At 70.4% G+C, this 18427-nt stretch carries 19 protein-coding genes; 7 read left to right on the top strand and 12 right to left on the bottom strand.

Annotated features, from left to right (window positions below; translation table 11 throughout):
* Positions 1–31: 31 nt before the first annotated feature.
* A complete protein-coding gene (locus tag AB0H21_RS17200) occupies positions 32–787 on the bottom strand; it encodes a hypothetical protein (protein ID WP_358517223.1) in 756 nt (251 codons plus the stop codon).
* 133 nt (positions 788–920) lie between these two features.
* Here AB0H21_RS17200 and AB0H21_RS17195 point away from each other — a divergent pair, with 133 nt between their 5' ends.
* The 3 genes from AB0H21_RS17195 (at position 921) to AB0H21_RS17185 (ending at position 3043) form a co-directional block, all read left to right on the top strand.
* Positions 921–1715 carry an ABC transporter ATP-binding protein gene (locus AB0H21_RS17195; protein ID WP_358517221.1) on the top strand — a complete coding sequence of 265 codons (795 nt, stop codon included), beginning with the start codon at positions 921–923 and terminating at the stop codon, positions 1713–1715.
* 281 nt (positions 1716–1996) lie between these two features.
* Positions 1997–2752: a sulfite exporter TauE/SafE family protein gene (locus tag AB0H21_RS17190; RefSeq protein ID WP_358517219.1), complete on the top strand. Its 756-nt coding sequence runs from the start codon at positions 1997–1999 to the stop codon at positions 2750–2752.
* Between the two features lie 30 nt (positions 2753–2782).
* Positions 2783–3043: a hypothetical protein gene (locus AB0H21_RS17185; RefSeq protein ID WP_358517217.1), complete on the top strand. Its 261-nt coding sequence runs from the start codon at positions 2783–2785 to the stop codon at positions 3041–3043.
* Between the two features lie 9 nt (positions 3044–3052).
* On the opposite strand, the gene AB0H21_RS17180 is transcribed toward AB0H21_RS17185, so the two are convergent.
* From AB0H21_RS17180 to AB0H21_RS17170, 3 genes are all read right to left on the bottom strand, one after another.
* Positions 3053–3913: a Rieske 2Fe-2S domain-containing protein gene (locus AB0H21_RS17180; protein ID WP_358517215.1), complete on the bottom strand. Its 861-nt coding sequence runs from the start codon at positions 3911–3913 to the stop codon at positions 3053–3055.
* Between the two features lie 148 nt (positions 3914–4061).
* Positions 4062–4673, bottom strand: a complete 612-nt coding sequence (locus AB0H21_RS17175) for an HD domain-containing protein (protein ID WP_358517213.1) — start codon at positions 4671–4673, stop codon at positions 4062–4064.
* 193 nt (positions 4674–4866) lie between these two features.
* Positions 4867–5283 carry a Fur family transcriptional regulator gene (locus AB0H21_RS17170; RefSeq protein WP_358517211.1) on the bottom strand — a complete coding sequence of 139 codons (417 nt, stop codon included), beginning with the start codon at positions 5281–5283 and terminating at the stop codon, positions 4867–4869.
* Positions 5284–5408: 125 nt separating this feature from the next.
* On the opposite strand from AB0H21_RS17170, the gene AB0H21_RS17165 reads away from it, so the two are divergent.
* The 3 genes from AB0H21_RS17165 to AB0H21_RS17155 all read left to right on the top strand — a co-directional run bounded on the left by AB0H21_RS17165 (position 5409) and on the right by AB0H21_RS17155 (position 8458).
* Positions 5409–6647 (top strand): CapA family protein, encoded by a 1239-nt coding sequence (locus tag AB0H21_RS17165; protein WP_358517209.1) that lies wholly within the window; start codon positions 5409–5411, stop codon positions 6645–6647.
* A 117-nt stretch (positions 6648–6764) separates the two neighbouring features.
* Positions 6765–7484, top strand: a complete 720-nt coding sequence (locus tag AB0H21_RS17160) for a TetR/AcrR family transcriptional regulator (protein WP_358517207.1) — start codon at positions 6765–6767, stop codon at positions 7482–7484.
* 131 nt (positions 7485–7615) lie between these two features.
* On the top strand, positions 7616–8458 hold the full coding sequence (locus AB0H21_RS17155) for an alpha/beta hydrolase (protein ID WP_358517205.1): 843 nt from the start codon (positions 7616–7618) through the stop codon (positions 8456–8458).
* Between the two features lie 30 nt (positions 8459–8488).
* On the opposite strand, the gene AB0H21_RS17150 is transcribed toward AB0H21_RS17155, so the two are convergent.
* Complete coding sequence (locus AB0H21_RS17150; RefSeq protein WP_358517203.1) at positions 8489–8773, bottom strand: hypothetical protein; 285 nt, start codon at positions 8771–8773, stop codon at positions 8489–8491.
* A 161-nt stretch (positions 8774–8934) separates the two neighbouring features.
* Here AB0H21_RS17150 and AB0H21_RS17145 point away from each other — a divergent pair, with 161 nt between their 5' ends.
* Positions 8935–9495 carry a tetratricopeptide repeat protein gene (locus AB0H21_RS17145; protein ID WP_358517201.1) on the top strand — a complete coding sequence of 187 codons (561 nt, stop codon included), beginning with the start codon at positions 8935–8937 and terminating at the stop codon, positions 9493–9495.
* A 239-nt stretch (positions 9496–9734) separates the two neighbouring features.
* On the opposite strand, the gene AB0H21_RS17140 is transcribed toward AB0H21_RS17145, so the two are convergent.
* From AB0H21_RS17140 to AB0H21_RS17110, 7 genes are all read right to left on the bottom strand, one after another.
* On the bottom strand, positions 9735–10457 hold the full coding sequence (locus AB0H21_RS17140; RefSeq protein ID WP_358517199.1) for a hypothetical protein: 723 nt from the start codon (positions 10455–10457) through the stop codon (positions 9735–9737).
* Positions 10458–10676: 219 nt separating this feature from the next.
* Positions 10677–13274 (bottom strand): ATP-dependent chaperone ClpB, encoded by a 2598-nt coding sequence (clpB, locus tag AB0H21_RS17135; protein ID WP_358517197.1) that lies wholly within the window; start codon positions 13272–13274, stop codon positions 10677–10679.
* Positions 13275–13381: 107 nt separating this feature from the next.
* A complete protein-coding gene (locus AB0H21_RS17130) occupies positions 13382–13729 on the bottom strand; it encodes a helix-turn-helix transcriptional regulator (RefSeq protein ID WP_358517195.1) in 348 nt (115 codons plus the stop codon).
* A gap of 21 nt (positions 13730–13750) precedes the next feature.
* A complete protein-coding gene (gene dnaJ, locus AB0H21_RS17125; protein ID WP_358517193.1) occupies positions 13751–14938 on the bottom strand; it encodes a molecular chaperone DnaJ in 1188 nt (395 codons plus the stop codon).
* A gap of 35 nt (positions 14939–14973) precedes the next feature.
* Entirely contained in the window at positions 14974–15636 is a 663-nt protein-coding gene (grpE, locus tag AB0H21_RS17120; RefSeq protein ID WP_358517191.1) for a nucleotide exchange factor GrpE, read from the bottom strand.
* A complete protein-coding gene (dnaK, locus tag AB0H21_RS17115; RefSeq protein ID WP_358517189.1) occupies positions 15633–17513 on the bottom strand; it encodes a molecular chaperone DnaK in 1881 nt (626 codons plus the stop codon). The genes grpE and dnaK overlap by 4 nt, the downstream gene beginning before the upstream one ends.
* A gap of 447 nt (positions 17514–17960) precedes the next feature.
* The gene (locus AB0H21_RS17110) at positions 17961–18422 is read right to left on the bottom strand and encodes a hypothetical protein (RefSeq protein ID WP_358517187.1); all 462 of its coding nucleotides are present in this window, start codon (positions 18420–18422) and stop codon (positions 17961–17963) included.
* Between the last annotated feature and the right edge of the window lie 5 nt (positions 18423–18427).

The following is an 18427-nucleotide window of genomic DNA, read 5'->3' as shown; positions in this document are numbered from 1 at the left end:
GCGTCGTGCGTCACGGGGCCTGGGGTGGGGTTCAGGGACGCGAGCCCGGCCGCAGCCCGCCCGGAGCCTGCCGTCCCTCGATGATCGAGTTGTGCGCGGCCACCCGCGCCCGCCGCACCGCGTGGTCCAGGTCGCGCAGGGCCTGGCCGCGCACCGCGATCTGCCCGGACGTGAGCCCGCGCTCGTCGGCGACGCGCAGCACCGAGGCGAGCCGCGCGGTGAGGGCGGCGACGCGGTGGGCCCGGGCGGCGTACCCGGGGGCGAGGCCGTCGTCGGCGTGGGCGAGCGTGGGCTGGCCCATCTCGGGGCCTTCGACCGTGAGCAGCGCGTCCGTGGCGGAGCGCATCGCCATCGTGAGCGCGTTCTCGGCCTCGGCGAGGCTCGGGACGTCGGGCGGGGTGGCGGAGGCGTCCATGGCCGTCCAGCGGATCCCGGTGTAGGACGAGCCACGGCGGTCGAGGGACGGGACCAGGCCGAGGCAGCGGCCGGACAGCACGGCCGTGACGGCCTCACCGGCGTCGACGGCGGCCATGGTGTAGGAGGAAGGCCCGGTGAGACCGAGCGGGTCGCCCGCGGCGGGCAGCGAGAGGCGCAGACCGGTCAGGCCGTCGACGCGTCGCTCGGCGAGGAAGACGCGCAGGGGGGTCTCGTCACCGTCGGCGGCGACGACGTGGGGACCCGCGGCGCGCTCCAGCCGGTCCACGGCTTCATCAAGACCGACATGTCCGGCAAGCCAGGCGTTGCCCCATGCGACCAAGGTGGCGGAGATCGGTGAATCGGGGTGCACCGATCCACGATATGCGTTGATGCTGCAATAGGTTTGGTCCGGAGGCATCGGGCGGGGGCTACTCGCACGGTGAAGCCGGGTCGTCCCGGGGTTGCCCGGACCGGTCCGGATCACATGTCAGGAGGTATTGGCGATGGGTGGTCAGGTGCTTCGGCTCCAGGACGTCGCCGTCCGCAGAGATGGCGCGGCCCTGCTGCGGGGCATCGACTGGACCGTCGAGGAGGACGAGCGCTGGGTCGTCATCGGCCCCAACGGGGCGGGGAAGACGACGCTGCTCCAGGTGACGGCGGCGCTCCTGTACCCCAGCGAAGGCTCGGTCGAGATCCTCGGCGAGCGGCTCGGCCAGACGGACGTCTTCGACCTGCGGCCCCGCATCGGCCTCGCCAGCGTGGCGATCGCCGAGAAGGTCCCCCCCGAGGAGAAGGTCATCGACCTCGTCCTCACCGCCTCGTACGCGATCCTCGGCCGGTGGAACGAGGAGTACGACTCGGGGGACGTGACCCGCGCGGTCGAGCTCATCGACCAGCTCGGGTGCGCGCATCTGATCCGGCGGAAGTTCGGCACGCTGTCGGAGGGCGAGCGCAAGCGCGTCCAGATCGCGCGCGCCCTCATGCCCGACCCCGAGCTGCTGCTCCTCGACGAGCCGGCCGCCGGGCTCGACCTCGGCGGTCGTGAAGATCTCGTGCGGCGGCTGTCCGCGCTCGCGTACGACGCCGCGGCGCCCACGATGGTGCTGGTCACCCACCACGTCGAGGAGGTTCCGAGCGGGTTCACGCACGTGCTGCTGCTGCGCCACGGCTCCGTCGTGGCCCAGGGCCCGATCGAATACGTCATGACGGCCGACAACCTCAGTCGCACGTTCGGCGTCCCCCTGAGCCTGGAGAGAAGCTCCGACGGCCGCTGGTACGCCCGAGCCCTTCCCGGCTGACCCGGCCTGACCAACCCGGCCCCCTAGCGCCACAGGCACGACAAGGAGCGCTCATGACGCAGCTCGTCGTGGCCATGGTCGTGGTGGCCGTTGCCGGTTTCGCCTTATACCGAACCATCCGCATCGTCCCGCGGGCGCAGGCGTACATCGTCTGACCCGCGCGTCCCCGCCTCCGTACCTGGCATCCGGTCCGCCGATCAAGGCCCGCTCGGGGCACCCTCGCGCGTGCCGGGCATCGGTGGCCGCCTACCATCGGGCGAAGTCGTACGAAAGGTGGGGCTTTGACACCGTTGGAGGTCGTCGCGATCCTCGCGGCCGGGCTCGCGGCGGGAGCGATCAACGCGGTCGTCGGCTCGGGATCGTTGATCACGTTTCCGACGCTGCTCGCGCTGGGATACCAGCCGATCGTCGCGAACGTGTCCAACAGCGTCGGCCTGGTGGCGGGCGGTGTGACGGGAGTGCTCGGCTACCGCGAGGAGTTGAAGGGCCAGCGGGAGCGGCTGCTGAAGCTCGGCGCGGGCTCGCTGCTCGGCTCCCTGGTGGGCGGCCTCCTGCTCCTGTCCCTGCCCGCCAAGGCGTTCCAGGTGATCGTCCCGGTCCTGATCGCGCTCGCCTGTGTGATGGTGGTCCTCCAGCCCAGGCTGCAGGCATGGCTGTCCGCCCGCCAGGACCGGCCGCACCCGCACGGCGGGCCGTGGCTGTGGTTCGGGGTGTTCGCGGCGGCCGTGTACGGCGGATACTTCGGCGCGGCGCAGGGGGTGGTGCTGATCGGGCTGCTCGGCACGTTCCTGGAGGACCACCTCCAGCGCGTCAACGCCGCCAAGAACCTGCTGTCGCTGGTGGTCAACTTCACGGCGGCCGTGCTCTTCTCGTTCATCGCGCACGTCGACTGGTGGGCCGCCCTGCTGATCGCCCTCGGCTCGCTCGTCGGCGGCTTCGTCGGGGCCCGGGTGGGGCGCAGGCTGCCGCCGCGGGTGCTGAGGGCCGTGATCGTGTGCGTCGGAGTCGTCGCGATTGTCAAACTGGTGTACGGATAGCCGCACCGACAAGTGGGTATCTACCCGGACATGAAGGGTGACCGGGTTGAGATCGTCATAGACGCGGGCGGTACGCCCCGCACGTACGAGGTCGTGGCGACGAAGGCCGGTCGCCGCGTCGAGGTCGATACCCGCCGTGGCCTCGTCGAGGTCAGCGAGGTCACCAGGAGCGGCACGCCCGTCCGCACGGCGCGGTTCATGGCGAGCCGCATCCTGGCCCTCGTGGAGCACCCCGCCTCCGACCGGCCCGAACTGGACGCCCTGGACGAGCCGAGCGGAGCGAGGCCATGAACACAGCTCTCAGAACGGCCGCGGGCGGACCTGGACGAGCCCGTCCCCGCGCACGTTGACCTCGAACGAGGGCTGCGGAGAGGTCGCCGGGCCGTGGACGACCGCGCCGTCCTCCAGCCGGAAGGTGCTGCCGTGCCACGGGCACACCACGCACACCTCGTCGCCCTCCAGCTTGAGCCGCCCCTGGTGCAGCGGCCCCGCCAGGTGCGAGCACCGGTCGGCGAGGACCTTCACCGTGGAACCGTGCCGCAGCACGAAGAGCTGGATGTAGCCGAGCCGCCGGGGCACCGGCCGTCCGTCCGGCAGGTCCCACAGGCGGCACAGGTCGTGCCAGCCGAGGGGGACGAGGTGCGTCGTGGGCTCGGCGTGCGTGGGCCCGGCGGCCATCCGGTAGGCGAGGTGCCCGCCGAGGTACCCGCCCACGCCGGCCGCGGTGAGCCCGGCGAACGCGAGCGCCTTCCCGGCGCGCTGCCTGCCCGCCAGCCGCAGCATGAGCGAACCCGAGTACAGGCCGAGGGCCGTCAGGTTGACCAGCGCGTGGACGAACCCCACGCGCTGCTGTTCCAGATGCAGGACCGACCAGTCGGTGATCCCGGCCGCCGCGGCGGGGATGGCCCCGGCGACGCCGGTGGCGAGCACGGCCTGCGAGGCGCGGGGGTCGGCGTCGATCGCGTCCAGCACGGCCGTCGCCGTGAAGCAGCCCAGGCTGACGATCGCGAGCGGGGGATGCAGGGGGTGACCGGTGGGAACGCCGTGGAGCAGGTCTCTGGCCGGGCTGCCCAGGGGGAGCCGTTTACGAATGGTTCTCGCCAGCCGCACGATCAGCTGGTCGCCCGCCTTGACGTGCTCCAGGCGCTCGGTGGCCTTCACCGGCAACGATAGGGTTCCAAGTCCCAAAGACTCCCGGATCGTACGGCGGCGTCGCGAGTTGATGGACTTCGAAGTTTCCTCCACTTTCGCCCCCCTCTCGCCCTAGGGGACGTACCCCTAAGGCCCGAAGGGAACACCGCGAAGGCTGCTACGCGCGGCTGCGAGCCAGGTGGCCACGGGCCGCCGAAAGCTCGACGATCTCCGTCGCGTAGTCGCCCAACGTCGGCGATCCCTCCCGGATGATCTCCACTTTCTCCATCACCTGTTCGACCGTTACCCCGTGACGCGCCCAGCTCCCGCCCTCGTTGTAGTGGTTGGCCAGCATCGGCGCCAGCCGGTCGAGGGCCTTGGCGAACCTCGCCTCGGGCGTCACGCGCTCCTCGAACTCGTCCCACAGACCGCGCAGCGTGGCCGTCTGGTCCGCGGGGAGCAGGCCGAAGATGCGGTCCGCCGCGGCGCGCTCGGCCTTCTCCTGCACCTCCGCCGCCGTCACGTCGTAGACGAACGTGTCGCCCGCGTCGATCTCGACGATGTCGTGCACGAGCAGCATGGCCGTGACGCGATCGAGGTCGGTGCCCGGGGGAGCGTGCTCGGCGAGGACCATGGCCAGCATTCCCAGGTACCAGGAGTGCTCGGCGTCGTTCTCCCTGCGGGAGCCGTCCATCAGCGTGTTACGGCGGAGCACACGCTTCAATTTGTCGATTTCCACGGCGAAACCGACCTGGGCCAGCAGACGTTCCTTATCGGGCACGGTGGTCACGCGGCACAGCCTATTACCGCCAAGCGCCTGAAACCGCCCAGCCTCGCCGTTCCCATACGTTCCCATCCGTTCCCGCGCCGCTCACGCGGGCGTGAGCGTGACCGGGACGCCGTTGAAACACCGCGTTCCCGGACAGCGGGTCCACGATCGACTCGTCGTCGGTCAGCGCTTGAGTGGTGCGTAGGGCAAGGGATCAGGCGGTTCGAGATTGGCAATCGGGGCAGGCGCCCCAGTAGATGACGTCGGCCTCGTCGACGATGAAGCCGGCGGCGTCCACGGGATCGAGGCAGGGGGCCACCCCGGTCGCGCAGTCGACGTCGGCCACCGTGCCGCACCCACGGCAGACCAGGTGATGATGGTTGTCTCCCACCCTGGTCTCGTAGCGGGCCGGGCTGCCCATGGGCTCTATCTTGCGAAGGATCCCGGCGTCGTGGAGCGCGTGCAGCCCGTCGTAGACGGCCTGGAGGGACACCTGGCCGACCCGGTCGCGCACGGCGCGATAGATGGTGTCCACATCAGGGTGGTCACCCTCGCGCACCACGTGCATGATCGCGACCCGGGCGGCGGTCACCCGTAGCCCGGCGTCATGGAGCCGGTCCACATCCCCCACGACCTGCACCTTAGGCACTAAACCTGAATCATTCAAGTGAAGGAATCATCCAAGGTGGGTGAATTTGGATCCGTCTGGGGTGGCAGTGTCCATCTACGACCCGAAGATGGCATGCTCTTGGAGCGATGAGATGCCACCCCGCCGCCTCGCCCCCGACCGACGCCGCCGACCTCACCGACCTCACCGACCCGGCCGAACTCGCCGTCTCCGCCGTGCCCGTCCACGACCTGCCCGTTTCCCGCCGGGCGCGTGACCTGGCCCGTCCGTTCCGGGGCGCGGGGTGGTTCCGGCGTCGCGTCGCTCTGACGCTCGCGGCCGCGGCCGCCGGGGTGCCGATCGTCGCCTGCTCGGCCGCCGAGTCCGCCTCGCCCCCGCCGAAGGACGACTCCGCGTCGTCCACGCCGAGCGCGCAGGAGACCGTGGCCAGGCCCCAGCGCAAGCCCTTCACCATCTCCTTCGGCGGCGACGTCCACTTCGAGGGCCTGCTCAGGAACCGGCTCGCCAACCCCCGCACGGCCCTCGGCCCCATCTCCGCGGTGCTGCGGCGCGCCGACCTCGCGATGGTCAACCTGGAGACGGCCATCACCCAGGGAGGCACCCCCGCCCCCGGCAAGCAGTACACCTTCCGCGCGCCCGCCACCGCCCTGACGGCGCTCAAGGCGGCGGGCGTCGACGTCGCGTCCATGGCGAACAACCACGGCATGGACTACATGGAGGGCGGGCTGCGCGACTCCCTCGCCGCCATCCGCAGCTCGAAGTTCCCCATCGTCGGCATCGGGAAGAACGCCGCGGAGGCGTACAAGCCCTTCCGTAAGACGGTCAACGGCAACAGAGTGGCGATCATCGGGGCGACCCAGGTGCTGGACGAACAGTTCATCCAGTCCTGGACGGCGACCTCCACCAAGGGCGGGCTCGCCTCGGCGAAGAACGAGCAGCGGCTGATCCAGGCCGTCCGGCAGGCGCGCAAGACCTCCGACACCGTCATCGTCCACCTGCACTGGGGCACCGAACTGCAGAAATGCCCGAACCCCGCCCAACTCGACCTCGCGCCCAAGCTGATCGCCGCGGGCGCGGACGTGATCGTCGGCGGCCACGCGCACATCCTGCTCGGCAGCGGGTACCTAGAGGGCAAGTACGTCAACTACGGCATGGGCAACTTCGTCTTCTACAACTCCGGCCCGGACACCGGACGCACCGGCGTGCTCACCCTGACGATCAACGGCCGCAAGGTCCTCAAGGATCAATGGACACCGGCGCGGATCTCGGGAGGAATTCCGATCCCCCTTACCGGCGACGCCAAGCAGCAGGCCGTGACGAGCTGGGAAGCGCTCCGGGACTGCGCCGGGCTGGACCCCCGGCCCTGAGCTACGTCGCGGGGCCGAGCCTGCGCCGGGCGGTCGCCGCGGACGTAGTGCATTCCGAAATCGGACGTCTGCCCGGGAAGGACTGACCGTTCGGCGCGAAGAGTGCAAGATGAACGTGTGCCCGGCTTCTCTACTGACCAATGTGACGGCGAGCAGGTGCCCCTGCGCCGTAAACCCGCGCAACGTCGTAGCGCCCGCCGGGTCGAGCGAATGCTGGACGCCTGCGCCGAATTGCTCGACGAGGCCGACTACGACGCCCTGTCCACGACGCGCATCGCGGCCCGCGCCGATGTCGCGATCGGCTCGGTCTACCAGTTCTTCCCCGACAAACGGGCGATCACCCAGGCGCTGACCCAGCGCAACGTCGAGATGTTCATCTCCCGGGTCGGCCGGCGGTTCATGGTCGACGAATACCCCGACTGGTGGCACGCCGTGGACGCCATCATCGACGAGTACGTCGACATGCACAGGACCGTTCCAGGCTTCCGGGCCCTCCGCTTCGGCGACGCGGTCGATCACAACCTGCTCGACTCGGCCTCGGAGAACAACACGGTCATCGCCGGGCGGCTGCGCGGCCTTCTCCTCCAGGAATTCGGCATGGCCGACAGCGAGGAGCTCGACCTGACCCTCACGGTCGCCGTGGAGGCGGGGGGCGCGGTGCTGGCGCTCGCCTTCCGGCGCGACATCAACGGGTACGGGCCGCTGATCGCGGAGGCCAAGCGGTTGATCCGCGAGTACCTGTCGAGCCAGCTGCGCGCCCAGCGCGACGCCCGCGAGCACCACCGCGACGCGGTCGCGGCGGTCGGAAGCCGAGGGGCCGCCGACAGGGTGGGCTGACCTCGGCGCTCCGCGGGCCCGGTGTTTCGTGGTCCGGTCACCGCGGCGGGCGCATGCGGGGAATGCGTCCGGACGGATGGTTCGGTGTTCCGGGGGGCGCGGTGGGTAGGCACCGCGGGGGAGGAAGATCGATGAGCACCATGAGAAGCGGCATGCTGGCCGTTCCCGGCGCCCGCATCTACTACGAGGTCCAAGGTGTGGGCCCGCTTCTGCTCGTCCTGCAGGGGGGCGAGGGCGACGCCGACCGCACGAAGGGCCTGGTGCGGCAACTCGCGGGCGAATACACCGTCGTGACGTACGATCGGCGCGGCCTGTCCAGAAGCTCGCCCGACGATCCGGACGCGCCGGTCACCGTCGAGACGCACGTCGGCGACGTCCATCGGCTCCTCGCCGCGTTGACCTCCGAGCCCGCGCTGCTGATGGGCTCCAGTTACGGCGGGCTCATCGGCCTGGTTGTGGCCGCGCGCCATCCCGGCCTGGTCCGCACGCTCGTCGCGCACGAGCCTCCCGCGCTTTCGCTGCTGCCCGAGGTCGCGTGCGCCGGTGCGGACGCCACGTTCGGCGAGCTGGAGAAGACCTACCGCGAAGAGGGGTGGGGGGCGGCCTTCAAGATGCTGGCGGAGGTCACCGGCGCCGGGTTCGCCGACCGGGAGCCCGATGTCGAGCTTCCCGCGCCGCTCTCCAAACAGCGCATCGCCAACATGCACTTCTTCTTCACCCACGACATCCCTGCGGCCCGGAACTGCGAGCTGGACGTCGCCGCCATCGCCGCCCTGAAGGGCACGGCGACCCGCGTGGTGCCGGCGGTGGGAAGCACGACCGCGCCGGGTTTCTTCGACCACGCCTGCGCAACCGAACTGGCGCGTCTGCTCGACACCGAGGTCGCGCCCTTCCCCGGCGGCCACAACGGCCTCACATCCCACCCCAAGGCTTTCGCCACCCGCCTGAGGGAGGTGCTCACATCCGAGATGTGATGAGTCGTCCGAGGCCTGAGGAAGTCGATGTTAGGGGGTGGATTCGTCCGATTCAGAGAGCTCTGACGATTGGGACGACTGGTGGGACGGTAGGGAGCTGCCTGAGGTTGTCGTGCCTGCGGACGTGCAGGGTTCGGTCGGTTGCTGGGGGGTCTGCCGGGACGACTGGATTTCCGCTCGCAGGCGGACCAGTTCGGCGCGCTGGCGGTCGGCGGTTTCCAGTCGTGCCGTGGTGTAGCCGAGGGTTCCGGGGACGATCGCGGCGAACAGGGCGGCACAGGCAAGGGCGAAGGTCGTCTGCCAGGACATGTCCATCGCAGCTCCTTCGAACGGCGTGTGTGACCTTCCAGGCAGGGCCGATATGCCCGATCGTCTCGGAAGACACGCGGAGCGTGGTCAAACATGTGCGAATAGGGGCCGAACCAATGCCCGCCGTTGTCCCCACACAGTGGAGCGGCGCTCGGTAATCTCGTCTTGTGGCACATGTGACACGTGAGCAGCTTGATCGTCTGCTGGAGCAGGCGCTCCTGGACGACGACCATGGAGCCCTGGCCGGGCGGCTCGATGACCTGGCGCGCGGCTACCGGTCCGGTGACGTGTCCCGTGCCGCGATCCTGGTGTTGTCCGCCGAAGAATGGCGGCAGGCGGGGCAGCCGGCGAGGGCTCTCGAATGCTTCCAGCGGGCGCTGGAGGATGGCGGCGAGGTGAGCGTCGACCCCCGGGCCGGCATCGCCGACACCTTGTTCGAGCTCGACCGTCCGGACGAGGCCCGCGAGCTGGTGGAGTCCATCAAGGCGGACGGCCGCGTCGATCCGATGACGGCCCTGTACGTCGCCGAGACCCTGCTCGCCTACGGTGACCTGACCGCGGCGCACGAGTGGGCGACGGACGGCATCCTCGTCGGTGACGCGGGGTGCGGCCCCCGCGAGGCGACCCTCCGCACCCGGGACGCGCTCCTGCGCACCCGCTACCGCATCCGCGTCGACCTCGGCCTCCCCGAGGACGACCTGGACGCCCTCCTCGACGTCCCCTGCTGACCGCTTCGACGTTCTGCGCCCGGTCCGCGAAGTTCTTCTCCGCGCCGCTGCGCAGGACGGGGGTCGAGGGATCGCTTGCAGAGCCCAGGGCTGTTCGCAGAGTCGCGGGGCCACTTGCAGAGTTGCGGGCCACTCAAGCCGGGGGCCGTTACAGAGGCGCGGGGCCGTTCGCAGAGGCGGCCCGTGACGCCCTTTGTGGTGTCACGGGCCGTACTTTCACGGCACTGGCGAGTCGGTCGTCAGCGGACGCGCAAGCCACTCGTGACCGACCCGACGGCGGGCAGCGGCTTGGTCTCGGCGTCGACGGCGACCTCGCCGGGCTTGGTGAGGCCCTCGACCTCGGCGGGCTTGGGCAGGCCGTCGACCTTGGCCGCGAGCTCCGGCTGAACGGGCTGAACGGGAAGGCCGTCGACCTTGGCGGCGACCTCCGGCTGAACGGGCTGGACGGGAAGGCCGGGCTGGGCGGGAAGGCCGGGGGCGTCGGGAACGTCCGATGCGACCAAGCCTGTCGCCGCGGGTCCGTTCTGGTAGGGGTACGCCGTGGGGCCGCTCTTGCGGTGAACGGAGACGGGCAGGCGCAGGCTGACGTCAGAGATGGACAGGCCGCGCCGAAGTGTACGGACGCCGGTGTCGTGGGCGACCGCGGGGAGGTCGGCCAGGCCGATCACCGCGGTCGTGCCCGACAGCAGGCGCGGCGACCGCCCGATCTGCTCGATGCCGACGACCAGGTCGCCCTTGGAGGTGCGCTCCGCGAGGCGGGGCGGCTGAAGCCCGGTGACGCCGTTGGCCACATCGGTGGCGACCGCGTCCGGGCCGCAGTACACGGTGGTCGGCGAGGTGAGCGGCGTGAGGGTGCCCTCCCCGCACGGGACGGCGGCCAGCGCGCTCCCCGCCCCCGCCCATCCGGCCCCGGCGACCACGGCCAGCGCCACGACGCCCTTGATCGCGAATGAAGTACGCATGAACACTCCCTTGACTACCTGTGGTGCTTGGTCGAGCACCGACGGTATCCAGCGGGAGTTTCGCCGAGCGGTTCGTTGACCCAACCCTGGCGATTCCCTTACCAGGCCCGCGTTACGGTCGGCTCCGGTCACACGGACATCGAGCCCCCCGCCGGAAAGACGGCGGGGGGCTCGATACGCGTGGGCGCGAGTTCGTCAGGCTGTCAGTTCGTCAGGGTGTCACGAGGGTGTGGTGGCGGTGCTCGTGGACTCGACGGTGAGGGTGTCGCGGGCGGCGTCCAGGTCGACGGTGACGGTGTCGCCGTCGTGGATCAGCCCGGCGAGCAGGTTCTTGGCCAGCTTGTCGCCGATCGCCGACTGCACGAGGCGCCGCAGCGGCCGCGCGCCGTAGAGCGGGTCGTAGCCGGTGAGGGCCAGCCAGTCGCGGGCCTCGGGCGTGACGGTCAGCGTCAGGCGGCGGTCGGACAGCCGCCGCGCCAGCCTCGACACCTGCAGGTCGACGATCTGCGTGAGTTCCTCCGAGCCGAGCGCGTCGAACAGGATCACGTCGTCGAGCCGGTTCAGGAACTCCGGCTTGAACGACGACCTGACGGCCTGCATGACCTTGTCCCGCTTGGCCTGCGGCTCCAGCGTGAGGTCGACGAGGTACTGCGACCCGATGTTGGAGGTCAGGATCAGGATGGTGTTGCGGAAGTCGACCGTGCGGCCCTGGCCGTCGGTGAGCCGGCCGTCGTCCAGCACCTGGAGCAGGATGTCGAAGACCTCCGGGTGGGCCTTCTCGATCTCGTCCAGCAGCACGACGGTGTACGGCCTGCGGCGGACGGCCTCGGTGAGCTGGCCGCCCTCCTCGTAGCCGACGTACCCGGGCGGGGCGCCGACGAGCCGGGCGACGCTGTGCTTCTCGCCGTACTCGCTCATGTCGATGCGGGTCATGGCGCGCTCGTCGTCGAACAGGAACTCGGCCAGCGCCTTGGCCAGCTCGGTCTTGCCGACGCCGGTCGGGCCGAGGAACAGGAAGGAGCCGGTGGGACGGTCGGGGTCGGCGACGCCTGCCCGCGCGCGGCGCACGGCGTCGGACACGGCCTGCACGGCCTCGCGCTGCCCGACGAGTCTGCGGCCGAGTTCGTCCTCCATGCGCAGCAGTTTGGCGGTCTCGCCCTCCAGGAGGCGCCCGGCGGGGATGCCCGTCCACGAGGAGATGACCTGGGCGATGTCGTCGGCCCCGACCTCCTCCTTGACCATCGGGTCCTCGGGCTGGGCCTGGGCGGTGGCCTCTTCGAGCTCCTTCTCCAGCCGGGGCACGTCGCCGTACATGAGCCGGGACGCGGCCTCGAAGTCGCCGTCGCGCTGGGCGCGCTCGGCAGCCGAGCGGGTCTCGTCCAGGCGCTGCTTCAGCTCGCCGACCCGGTTGAGACCGGACTTCTCCTTCTGCCAGCGGACCACCAGCGCGTCCAGGTCCTCCTGGCGGTCGCCCAGCTCCTTGTGGAGCCGGTCCAGGCGCTGGACGCTGGCCTCGTCGGTCTCCTTGGCGAGCGCGAGCTCCTCCATCTTGAGGCGGTCGACGGCCCGCTGGAGCTCGTCGATCTCGACGGGCCGGGAGTCGATCTCCATGCGCAGGCGGCTCGCGGCCTCGTCGACCAGGTCGATGGCCTTGTCGGGGAGGAATCGGGCCGTGATGTAGCGGTCGGAGAGGGTGGCGGCGGCGACGAGGGCGCCGTCGGAGATCTGCACCTTGTGGTGGGCCTCGTACCGGCCCTTGAGTCCGCGCAGGATCGCGATCGTGTCCTCGACGGTGGGCTCGCCGACGTAGATCTGCTGGAAGCGCCGCTCCAGGGCGGGGTCCTTCTCGATGCGCTCGCGGTACTCGTCCAGCGTGGTCGCGCCGATCATGCGCAGCTCGCCGCGGGCCAGCATGGGCTTGAGCATGTTGCCGGCGTCCATCGCGCCCTCGGCCGCGCCCGCGCCGACCATCGTGTGCAGCTCGTCGATGAACGTGACGACCTGGCCGTCGCTCTCTTTGATCTCGTTGAGGACGGCCTTGAGCCGCTCCTCGAACTCGCCGCGGAACTTCGCGCCCGCGACCATCGCGCCGAGGTCCAGCGAGACCAGGCGCTTGCCGCGCAGGCTCTCGGGGACGTCGCCGGCGACGATGCGCTGGGCCAGCCCGTCGACCACGGCGGTCTTGCCGACGCCGGGCTCGCCGATCAGCACGGGGTTGTTCTTGGTGCGGCGGCTGAGCACCTGGACGACGCGGCGGATCTCGGTGTCGCGGCCGATGACCGGGTCGAGACGCCCGGCCCGCGCGAGCTCGGTGAGGTCGACGCCGTACTTCTCCAGCGCGCGGTAGGTGTCCTCGGGGCTCTCGCTGGTGACGCGGGCGTGGCCGCGGACCTTCTCGAACGCGTCCAGCAGGGCCTTGTCGTTGGCGCCCTGCGCCTTGAGCAGGTCGGCGACGCGCCCGCCGTCGGCGGCGAGGCCGACCAGGAGGTGCTCGGTGGAGACGTATTCGTCCTCGAGCTGCTTGGCGCGCGCGGCGGCGGTGTTCAGGACGACCAGGAGCTGCCGCGAGGACGAGGGGGCGCTGACCGTGGCGCCCTGGGCCTTGGGAAGCTGCTCGAGCTGCTGCTCGGCGTCGGCGCGCAGCTTCTTCCAGTCGGCGCCGACCGCCTCCAGCAGGTGCACCGCGGTGCCCTCCGTCTGGGCGAGCAGGCTGGTGAACAGGTGTGCCGGCCCGACCTCGGGGTGGCCTTCCGCAGCGGCACGGCGGACGGCCCCCGACAGGGCGTCCTGGCTCTTACGCGTCAGTTTGTAGTCCACGCTCGATCTCGCCTTTCCTCGCATGGCACGCGCGCCACACGTTTCCCCTGAATATCGCCGCTGAACCTGCCCCAGGACCCCGCGCGAGCCCCCCGTGCGCGAGGGGTCTAGGCGGGTGGTAGCTGGTACTGGATCAGCGCGCGGATCATCGCGATCTCGCCCCTGAGCCGGCTGAGCTCCTCACGCATGCGGAGGTTCTCGGTCTCCAGGGCCAGGATGCGCTTGATGCCCGCCAGGTTGATGCCCTCCTCCTGGGAGAGCCGCTGGACCTCGCGCAGCATCACGATGTCGCGCGTGGAGTAGAGCCTGCCCCGGCCGGCCGTACGGCCTGGGCTGACCAGGCCGAGACGGTCGTACTGCCGGAGGGTCTGCGGGTGCAGCCCGGAAAGCTGGGCGGCGACCGAGATGACGTACACCGGGGTGTCGTCGGACAGGTCGAAGTAGTTGGCGTCCATCGGCGTCGCCTCCTCTCGGGCTTACTCGCTGCTGGCCTGTTTGAGCAGGTCGGCGCGGGGGTCTGCTCCGTCGGACACGGAACGGAACTCCTCCAGCGCGGACCTTTCCTTGTCGTCGAGGGACTGCGGGACGGTGACCTCCACGGTGACCAGCAGATCACCCTTGGTGCCGTCCTTGCGGGTGACACCCCGGCCGCGCACGCGGAACGTGCGGCCGTTGGGCGTGCCCTCGGGGATGCGCAGCGTCACCGGCTGGCCGTGGAGGGTGGGCACCCGGATCTCGGCGCCGAGGGCCGCCTCGGTGAACGTCACCGGGACCGTGATGGTCATGTTGTCGCCGGAGCGACCGAAGATCGCGTGTGCTTTGACGTGGATCGCGACGTACAGGTCGCCGGCCGGGCCGCCGTTCTCGCCGGGCGCGCCCTTGGCCTTGAGCCGGATGCGCTGGCCGTCGGCCACGCCCGCGGGGATGCGCGCCTGGAGCGTGCGCGTGCTCTTGCCGCGCCCGCTGCCCTCGCACACCGGGCAGGGATCGTCGATGAGCAGCCCGCGGCCCTTGCAGTCGCGGCACGGCTCGGAGAAGGCGAAGTTGCCGAGGTTACGGCTGGCCGCGCCGGTGCCCTCGCAGGTCGGGCAGACCCGGGGGGTCGTGCCGGTCTTGGCGCCCGTGCCGCTGCACGCGGGACAGGCCGATGAGCTGGTCAGCCGGAGCGCGACCGTGGTGCCCTCCACGGCCTCGGAGAACGACATGGTGACCTCGGACTCGATGTCCTGCCCCCGGCGGGGACGGGCGGTCGAGGCGGAGGTGCGCCCGCCGCGGTTGAACAGGCCGCCGAACAGGTCGCCGATGCGCTCACCCGCGCCACCGCCGGCGCCCTGCCCGCTGCCCCCGAACAGGTCGCCGAACTCGAACGGGAACCCGCCACCGCCGCCGCGGGGGGCGCCGCCCCCCGCGTACCCGCCGAGACCCGATCCGAACAGCGCGCGCGCCTCGTCGTACTCTTTGCGGCGCTTGGTGTCGGACAGGACGTCGTACGCCTCCGAGACCTGCTTGAACTTCGCCTCGGTCTCGGTGCTGCCCTGGTTGGCGTCCGGGTGGTACTTGCGCGCCAGCCTGCGGTACGCCTTCTTGATCTCGTCGGCGGTGGCGGTCTTCGACACACCAAGGACCGCGTAGTAGTCCTTCTCCAGGTAGTCCTTGGTGCTCATCTAACTCTTCCTTCGTGGGCCAAAGGGGTAGTCGTTCAATTGGTCTCGGGGTCGGCCGCGGCCTCGCCCGCCTCGCCCGTCTTGGCCGCGTTGGACGCGCCACCCGCCGGCTCCTCGGGCTCGGCGACCGCGACCCTGGCCGGGCGCAGGATGCGCTCGCCGAGGCGGTAGCCGGGCTGGAGGATCTCGACGGCGGTCGGCTCGGTGACGCCGGCCGAGTAGCTGTGGATCAGAGCCTCGTGCACGGTCGGGTCGAACGGGTCTCCCTTGGCGCCGTAGGTCTGCAGGCCGAGCTTGCCGACCGCCGCCTCCAACGACTCGCTGACCTTGGCGAACCCGCCGGTCAGCTCGCCGTGGTCACGGGCCCTTCCGATGTCGTCGAGCACCGGGAGCAGCTCGGTCAGCACGTTGGCGACCGCCTGCTCGCGGACCGTCACCCGGTCGCGCTCGACGCGCTTGCGGTAGTTCGAGTACTCGGCCTGGAGCCGCTGGAGGTCGGCCGTGCGCTCGGCGAGCTGCGTGGCGAGCTCGGCGGCCAGGCTGTCGTCCTGCTGCGCCGCATCGGCCGAGGCGGCGGGGGACGACTGCTCGGCCGTCTTCCCCGCCCCCTCACGCACCTGCCCGGTCTTCGGATCGATGCGCCGGTTGTCGCGGATCACCAAGCCCTCGTGCTCGCTCCCAGAGTTCGGGGACGTCACGCGGCACCGCCCTCCCGCTTCGGCTTCGGCTCGTCGTCGACGATCTCGGCCTCGACGACGTCGTCGTCGGACTTCGCGCCCGCGCCCGGAGCACCGGCGGCGGCGTCGGTGGGAGCGCCGGCCGCGCCCTGGGACTGGGCGTAGATGGCCGAGCCCATCTTCTGGCTGACGGTGGCGAGCTTCTCGGCCGCCGCGCGGATGGCGGCGGAGTCGGTGCCCTCCAGCGTCTTCTTCAGCTCGGACAGCGACTCCTCGACCTCGGTCTTGACGTCGGCCGGGATCTTCTCGTCGTTGTCGCGGAGGAACTTCTCGGTCTGGTAGGCGAGCGCGTCGGCGTTGTTGCGCGTCTCGGCCTCCTCGCGGCGATTCTTGTCCTCTTCGGCGTAGGAGTCGGCCTCGCGCATCATGCGCTCGATGTCGTCCTTCGGCAGCGCCGAGCCGCCGGTGATCGTCATCGACTGCTCCTTGCCGGTGCCGAGGTCCTTGGCGCCGACGTTGACGATGCCGTTGGCGTCGATGTCGAAGGTGACCTCGATCTGCGGGATTCCGCGCGGCGCCGGGGCGATGCCGGTCAGCTCGAAGGTGGCCAGCTTCTTGTTGTAGGCCGCGATCTCGCGCTCGCCCTGGAAGACCTGGATCTGCACCGACGGCTGGTTGTCCTCGGCGGTGGTGAAGACCTCGGACCGCTTGGTCGGGATCGTCGTGTTCCGCTCGATGATCTTGGTGAAGATGCCGCCCTTGGTCTCGATGCCCAGGCTCAGCGGGGTGACGTCCAGCAGGAGGACGTCCTTGACCTCGCCCTTGAGCACGCCCGCCTGCAGCGCGGCGCCGATCGCCACGACCTCGTCGGGGTTGACGCCCTTGTTGGGCTCCTTGCCGCCGGTCAGCTCCTTGACGAGCTCGCTCACGGCCGGCATGCGGGTGGAGCCGCCGACCAGCACGACGTGGGCGATGTCGGACACCTTGATGCCGGCGTCCTTGATGACCTGGTGGAACGGGCCCTTGCAGCGCTCGAGCAGGTCGGAGGTGATGCGCTGGAACTCCGAGCGGGTCAGCTTCTCTTCGAGGTGGAGCGGGCCCTCGGCGGAGGCGGTGATGTAAGGCAGGTTGACCGAGGTCTCGGTCTGCGCCGACAGCTCGATCTTCGCCTTCTCGGCGGCCTCGCGCAGGCGCTGGAGCGCCATCTTGTCCTTGGAGAGGTCGACGCCGTGGGCGTTCTTGAAGCGGGTCACCAGCTCGTCGACGACGCGCTGGTCCCAGTCGTCGCCGCCCAGGTGGTTGTCACCGCTGGTGGCCTTGACCTCGACGAAGCCGTGGCCGTCCTCCTGGCCGACGTCGAGCAGCGAGACGTCGAACGTGCCGCCGCCGAGGTCGAAGACCAGGATGGTCTGGTCCTTCTCCTTGTCGAGCCCGTAGGCCAGAGCGGCCGAGGTGGGCTCGTTGATGATGCGCAGGACGTTGAGGCCCGCGATCTGGCCGGCCTCCTTGGTGGCCTGGCGCTGCGCGTCGTTGAAGTACGCGGGGACGGTGATCACGGCGTCGGTGATCTTCTCGCCGAGGTAGGCCTCGGCGTCCGTCTTGAGCTTCTGCAGCACGAACGCGCTGATCTGCTGGGGAGAGAACTTCTTGCCGTCGATCTCGACGGCCCAGTTCGTGCCCATCTCCCGCTTGACCGAGCGGATGGTCCGGTCGACGTTGGTGACGGCCTGCCGCTTGGCGACCTCGCCGACGAGCACCTCGCCGTTCTTGGCGAAGGCCACGACGGACGGCGTGGTCCGCGAGCCCTGCGCGTTGGCGATGACCGTGGGCTCACCGCCCTCGAGAATCGAGACGACGGAGTTGGTCGTCCCCAGGTCGATACCTACCGCACGTGCCATGAGTACGTCCTTGTAGTCAAAGTTGAGTCTGAGTGACTCAATCATGAGTCTCGCTTGTATCTTTGTCAAGCGAGTTGAGTCTACTGCGCTCAACCCTATTTGGGGCGTCTGTATTCCCCGTCGTCGGGGGGCCTTTGGAGGGTACGGCGGACGGGCCGTGAGCCGGCGTCATGTCCGGAAGGCGCGGCACGGCCGGGGCTTCGGAGGCCGCGCGCGACCGTACGGCGACCGGCGAGGGCGGCGGGGACGGGCGCCGTGACGCGGGGGAGCCTGCCGGGGGTCACACAGCAGGGAACGGGCGGGACGACCGGCCGGTTCCCCGGACGTCCGCCCAGGTGGGCGGCCCGGGTCAGGAGCGCGGCACGGTCAGGAGTGCCGCCTGGTCGGGAGTGCCGCCCGGAAGGGAGCGGCCCGGAAGGGGGCGGCCCGCTTGGGAGCGCGGCGCCGTCAGGAGCGGGCGCCGTCCACGATCTTGCGCTTGCCGAGGGGGGCCTTCAGCTTGACCGTTGTGACCTTCTGAATGGCGATCAGGATGCAGGCGACGTTCTGCGCGTCCTCCGCCTGGCCCTCGTAGAGGGTGATCGTCACGCGCTTGGACGTCTCCCGCACCTTCACGCGGTCGAGCACGGTGCAGGGCTCGACCCCCGACCACCAGATGACCTTGATTTTGCGCCCGTCCTTGGTGGGCTTCGCCTTCTCCCACCGGACCTTGTGCGTGTTGATCGTGTGGCCCTTCGGCCTCGTGGGCGACGGGCCTGTCGCCGGGGCCAGGGGTGAGGGGGTGCCGCCCGTCGCCACGATGGTCGACGTCACGGCGTGGTCGGGGTTCGGGCTCATGGCAGTGGCACTCGGAACATTGCCGCCCACGGTCAGCAGCAGGGATCCGGCCGCCAGAGTCGCCGTCATCATCCGCA

This window comes from Sphaerisporangium sp. NPDC051011 (assembly GCF_040653595.1).
Classification (GTDB): Bacteria; Actinomycetota; Actinomycetes; order Streptosporangiales; family Streptosporangiaceae; genus Sphaerisporangium.
Note: the sequence above shows the minus strand (reverse complement) of the source record. Positions and strands in the feature narration are given on the sequence as shown.

Coding starts and splice junctions, on each gene's coding strand:
- dnaK (WP_358517189.1), bottom strand. CDS start 17,513: ATGGCACGTGCGGTAGGTATCGACCTGGGGACGACCAACTCCGTCGTC.
- AB0H21_RS17110 (WP_358517187.1), bottom strand. CDS start 18,422: ATGATGACGGCGACTCTGGCGGCCGGATCCCTGCTGCTGACCGTGGGC.
- AB0H21_RS17150 (WP_358517203.1), bottom strand. CDS start 8,773: ATGGACATGTCCTGGCAGACGACCTTCGCCCTTGCCTGTGCCGCCCTG.
- AB0H21_RS17140 (WP_358517199.1), bottom strand. CDS start 10,457: ATGCGTACTTCATTCGCGATCAAGGGCGTCGTGGCGCTGGCCGTGGTC.
- AB0H21_RS17195 (WP_358517221.1), top strand. CDS start 921: ATGGGTGGTCAGGTGCTTCGGCTCCAGGACGTCGCCGTCCGCAGAGAT.
- AB0H21_RS17165 (WP_358517209.1), top strand. CDS start 5,409: ATGAGATGCCACCCCGCCGCCTCGCCCCCGACCGACGCCGCCGACCTC.
- AB0H21_RS17185 (WP_358517217.1), top strand. CDS start 2,783: ATGAAGGGTGACCGGGTTGAGATCGTCATAGACGCGGGCGGTACGCCC.
- dnaJ (WP_358517193.1), bottom strand. CDS start 14,938: ATGAGCACCAAGGACTACCTGGAGAAGGACTACTACGCGGTCCTTGGT.
- AB0H21_RS17130 (WP_358517195.1), bottom strand. CDS start 13,729: ATGGACGCCAACTACTTCGACCTGTCCGACGACACCCCGGTGTACGTC.
- AB0H21_RS17155 (WP_358517205.1), top strand. CDS start 7,616: ATGAGCACCATGAGAAGCGGCATGCTGGCCGTTCCCGGCGCCCGCATC.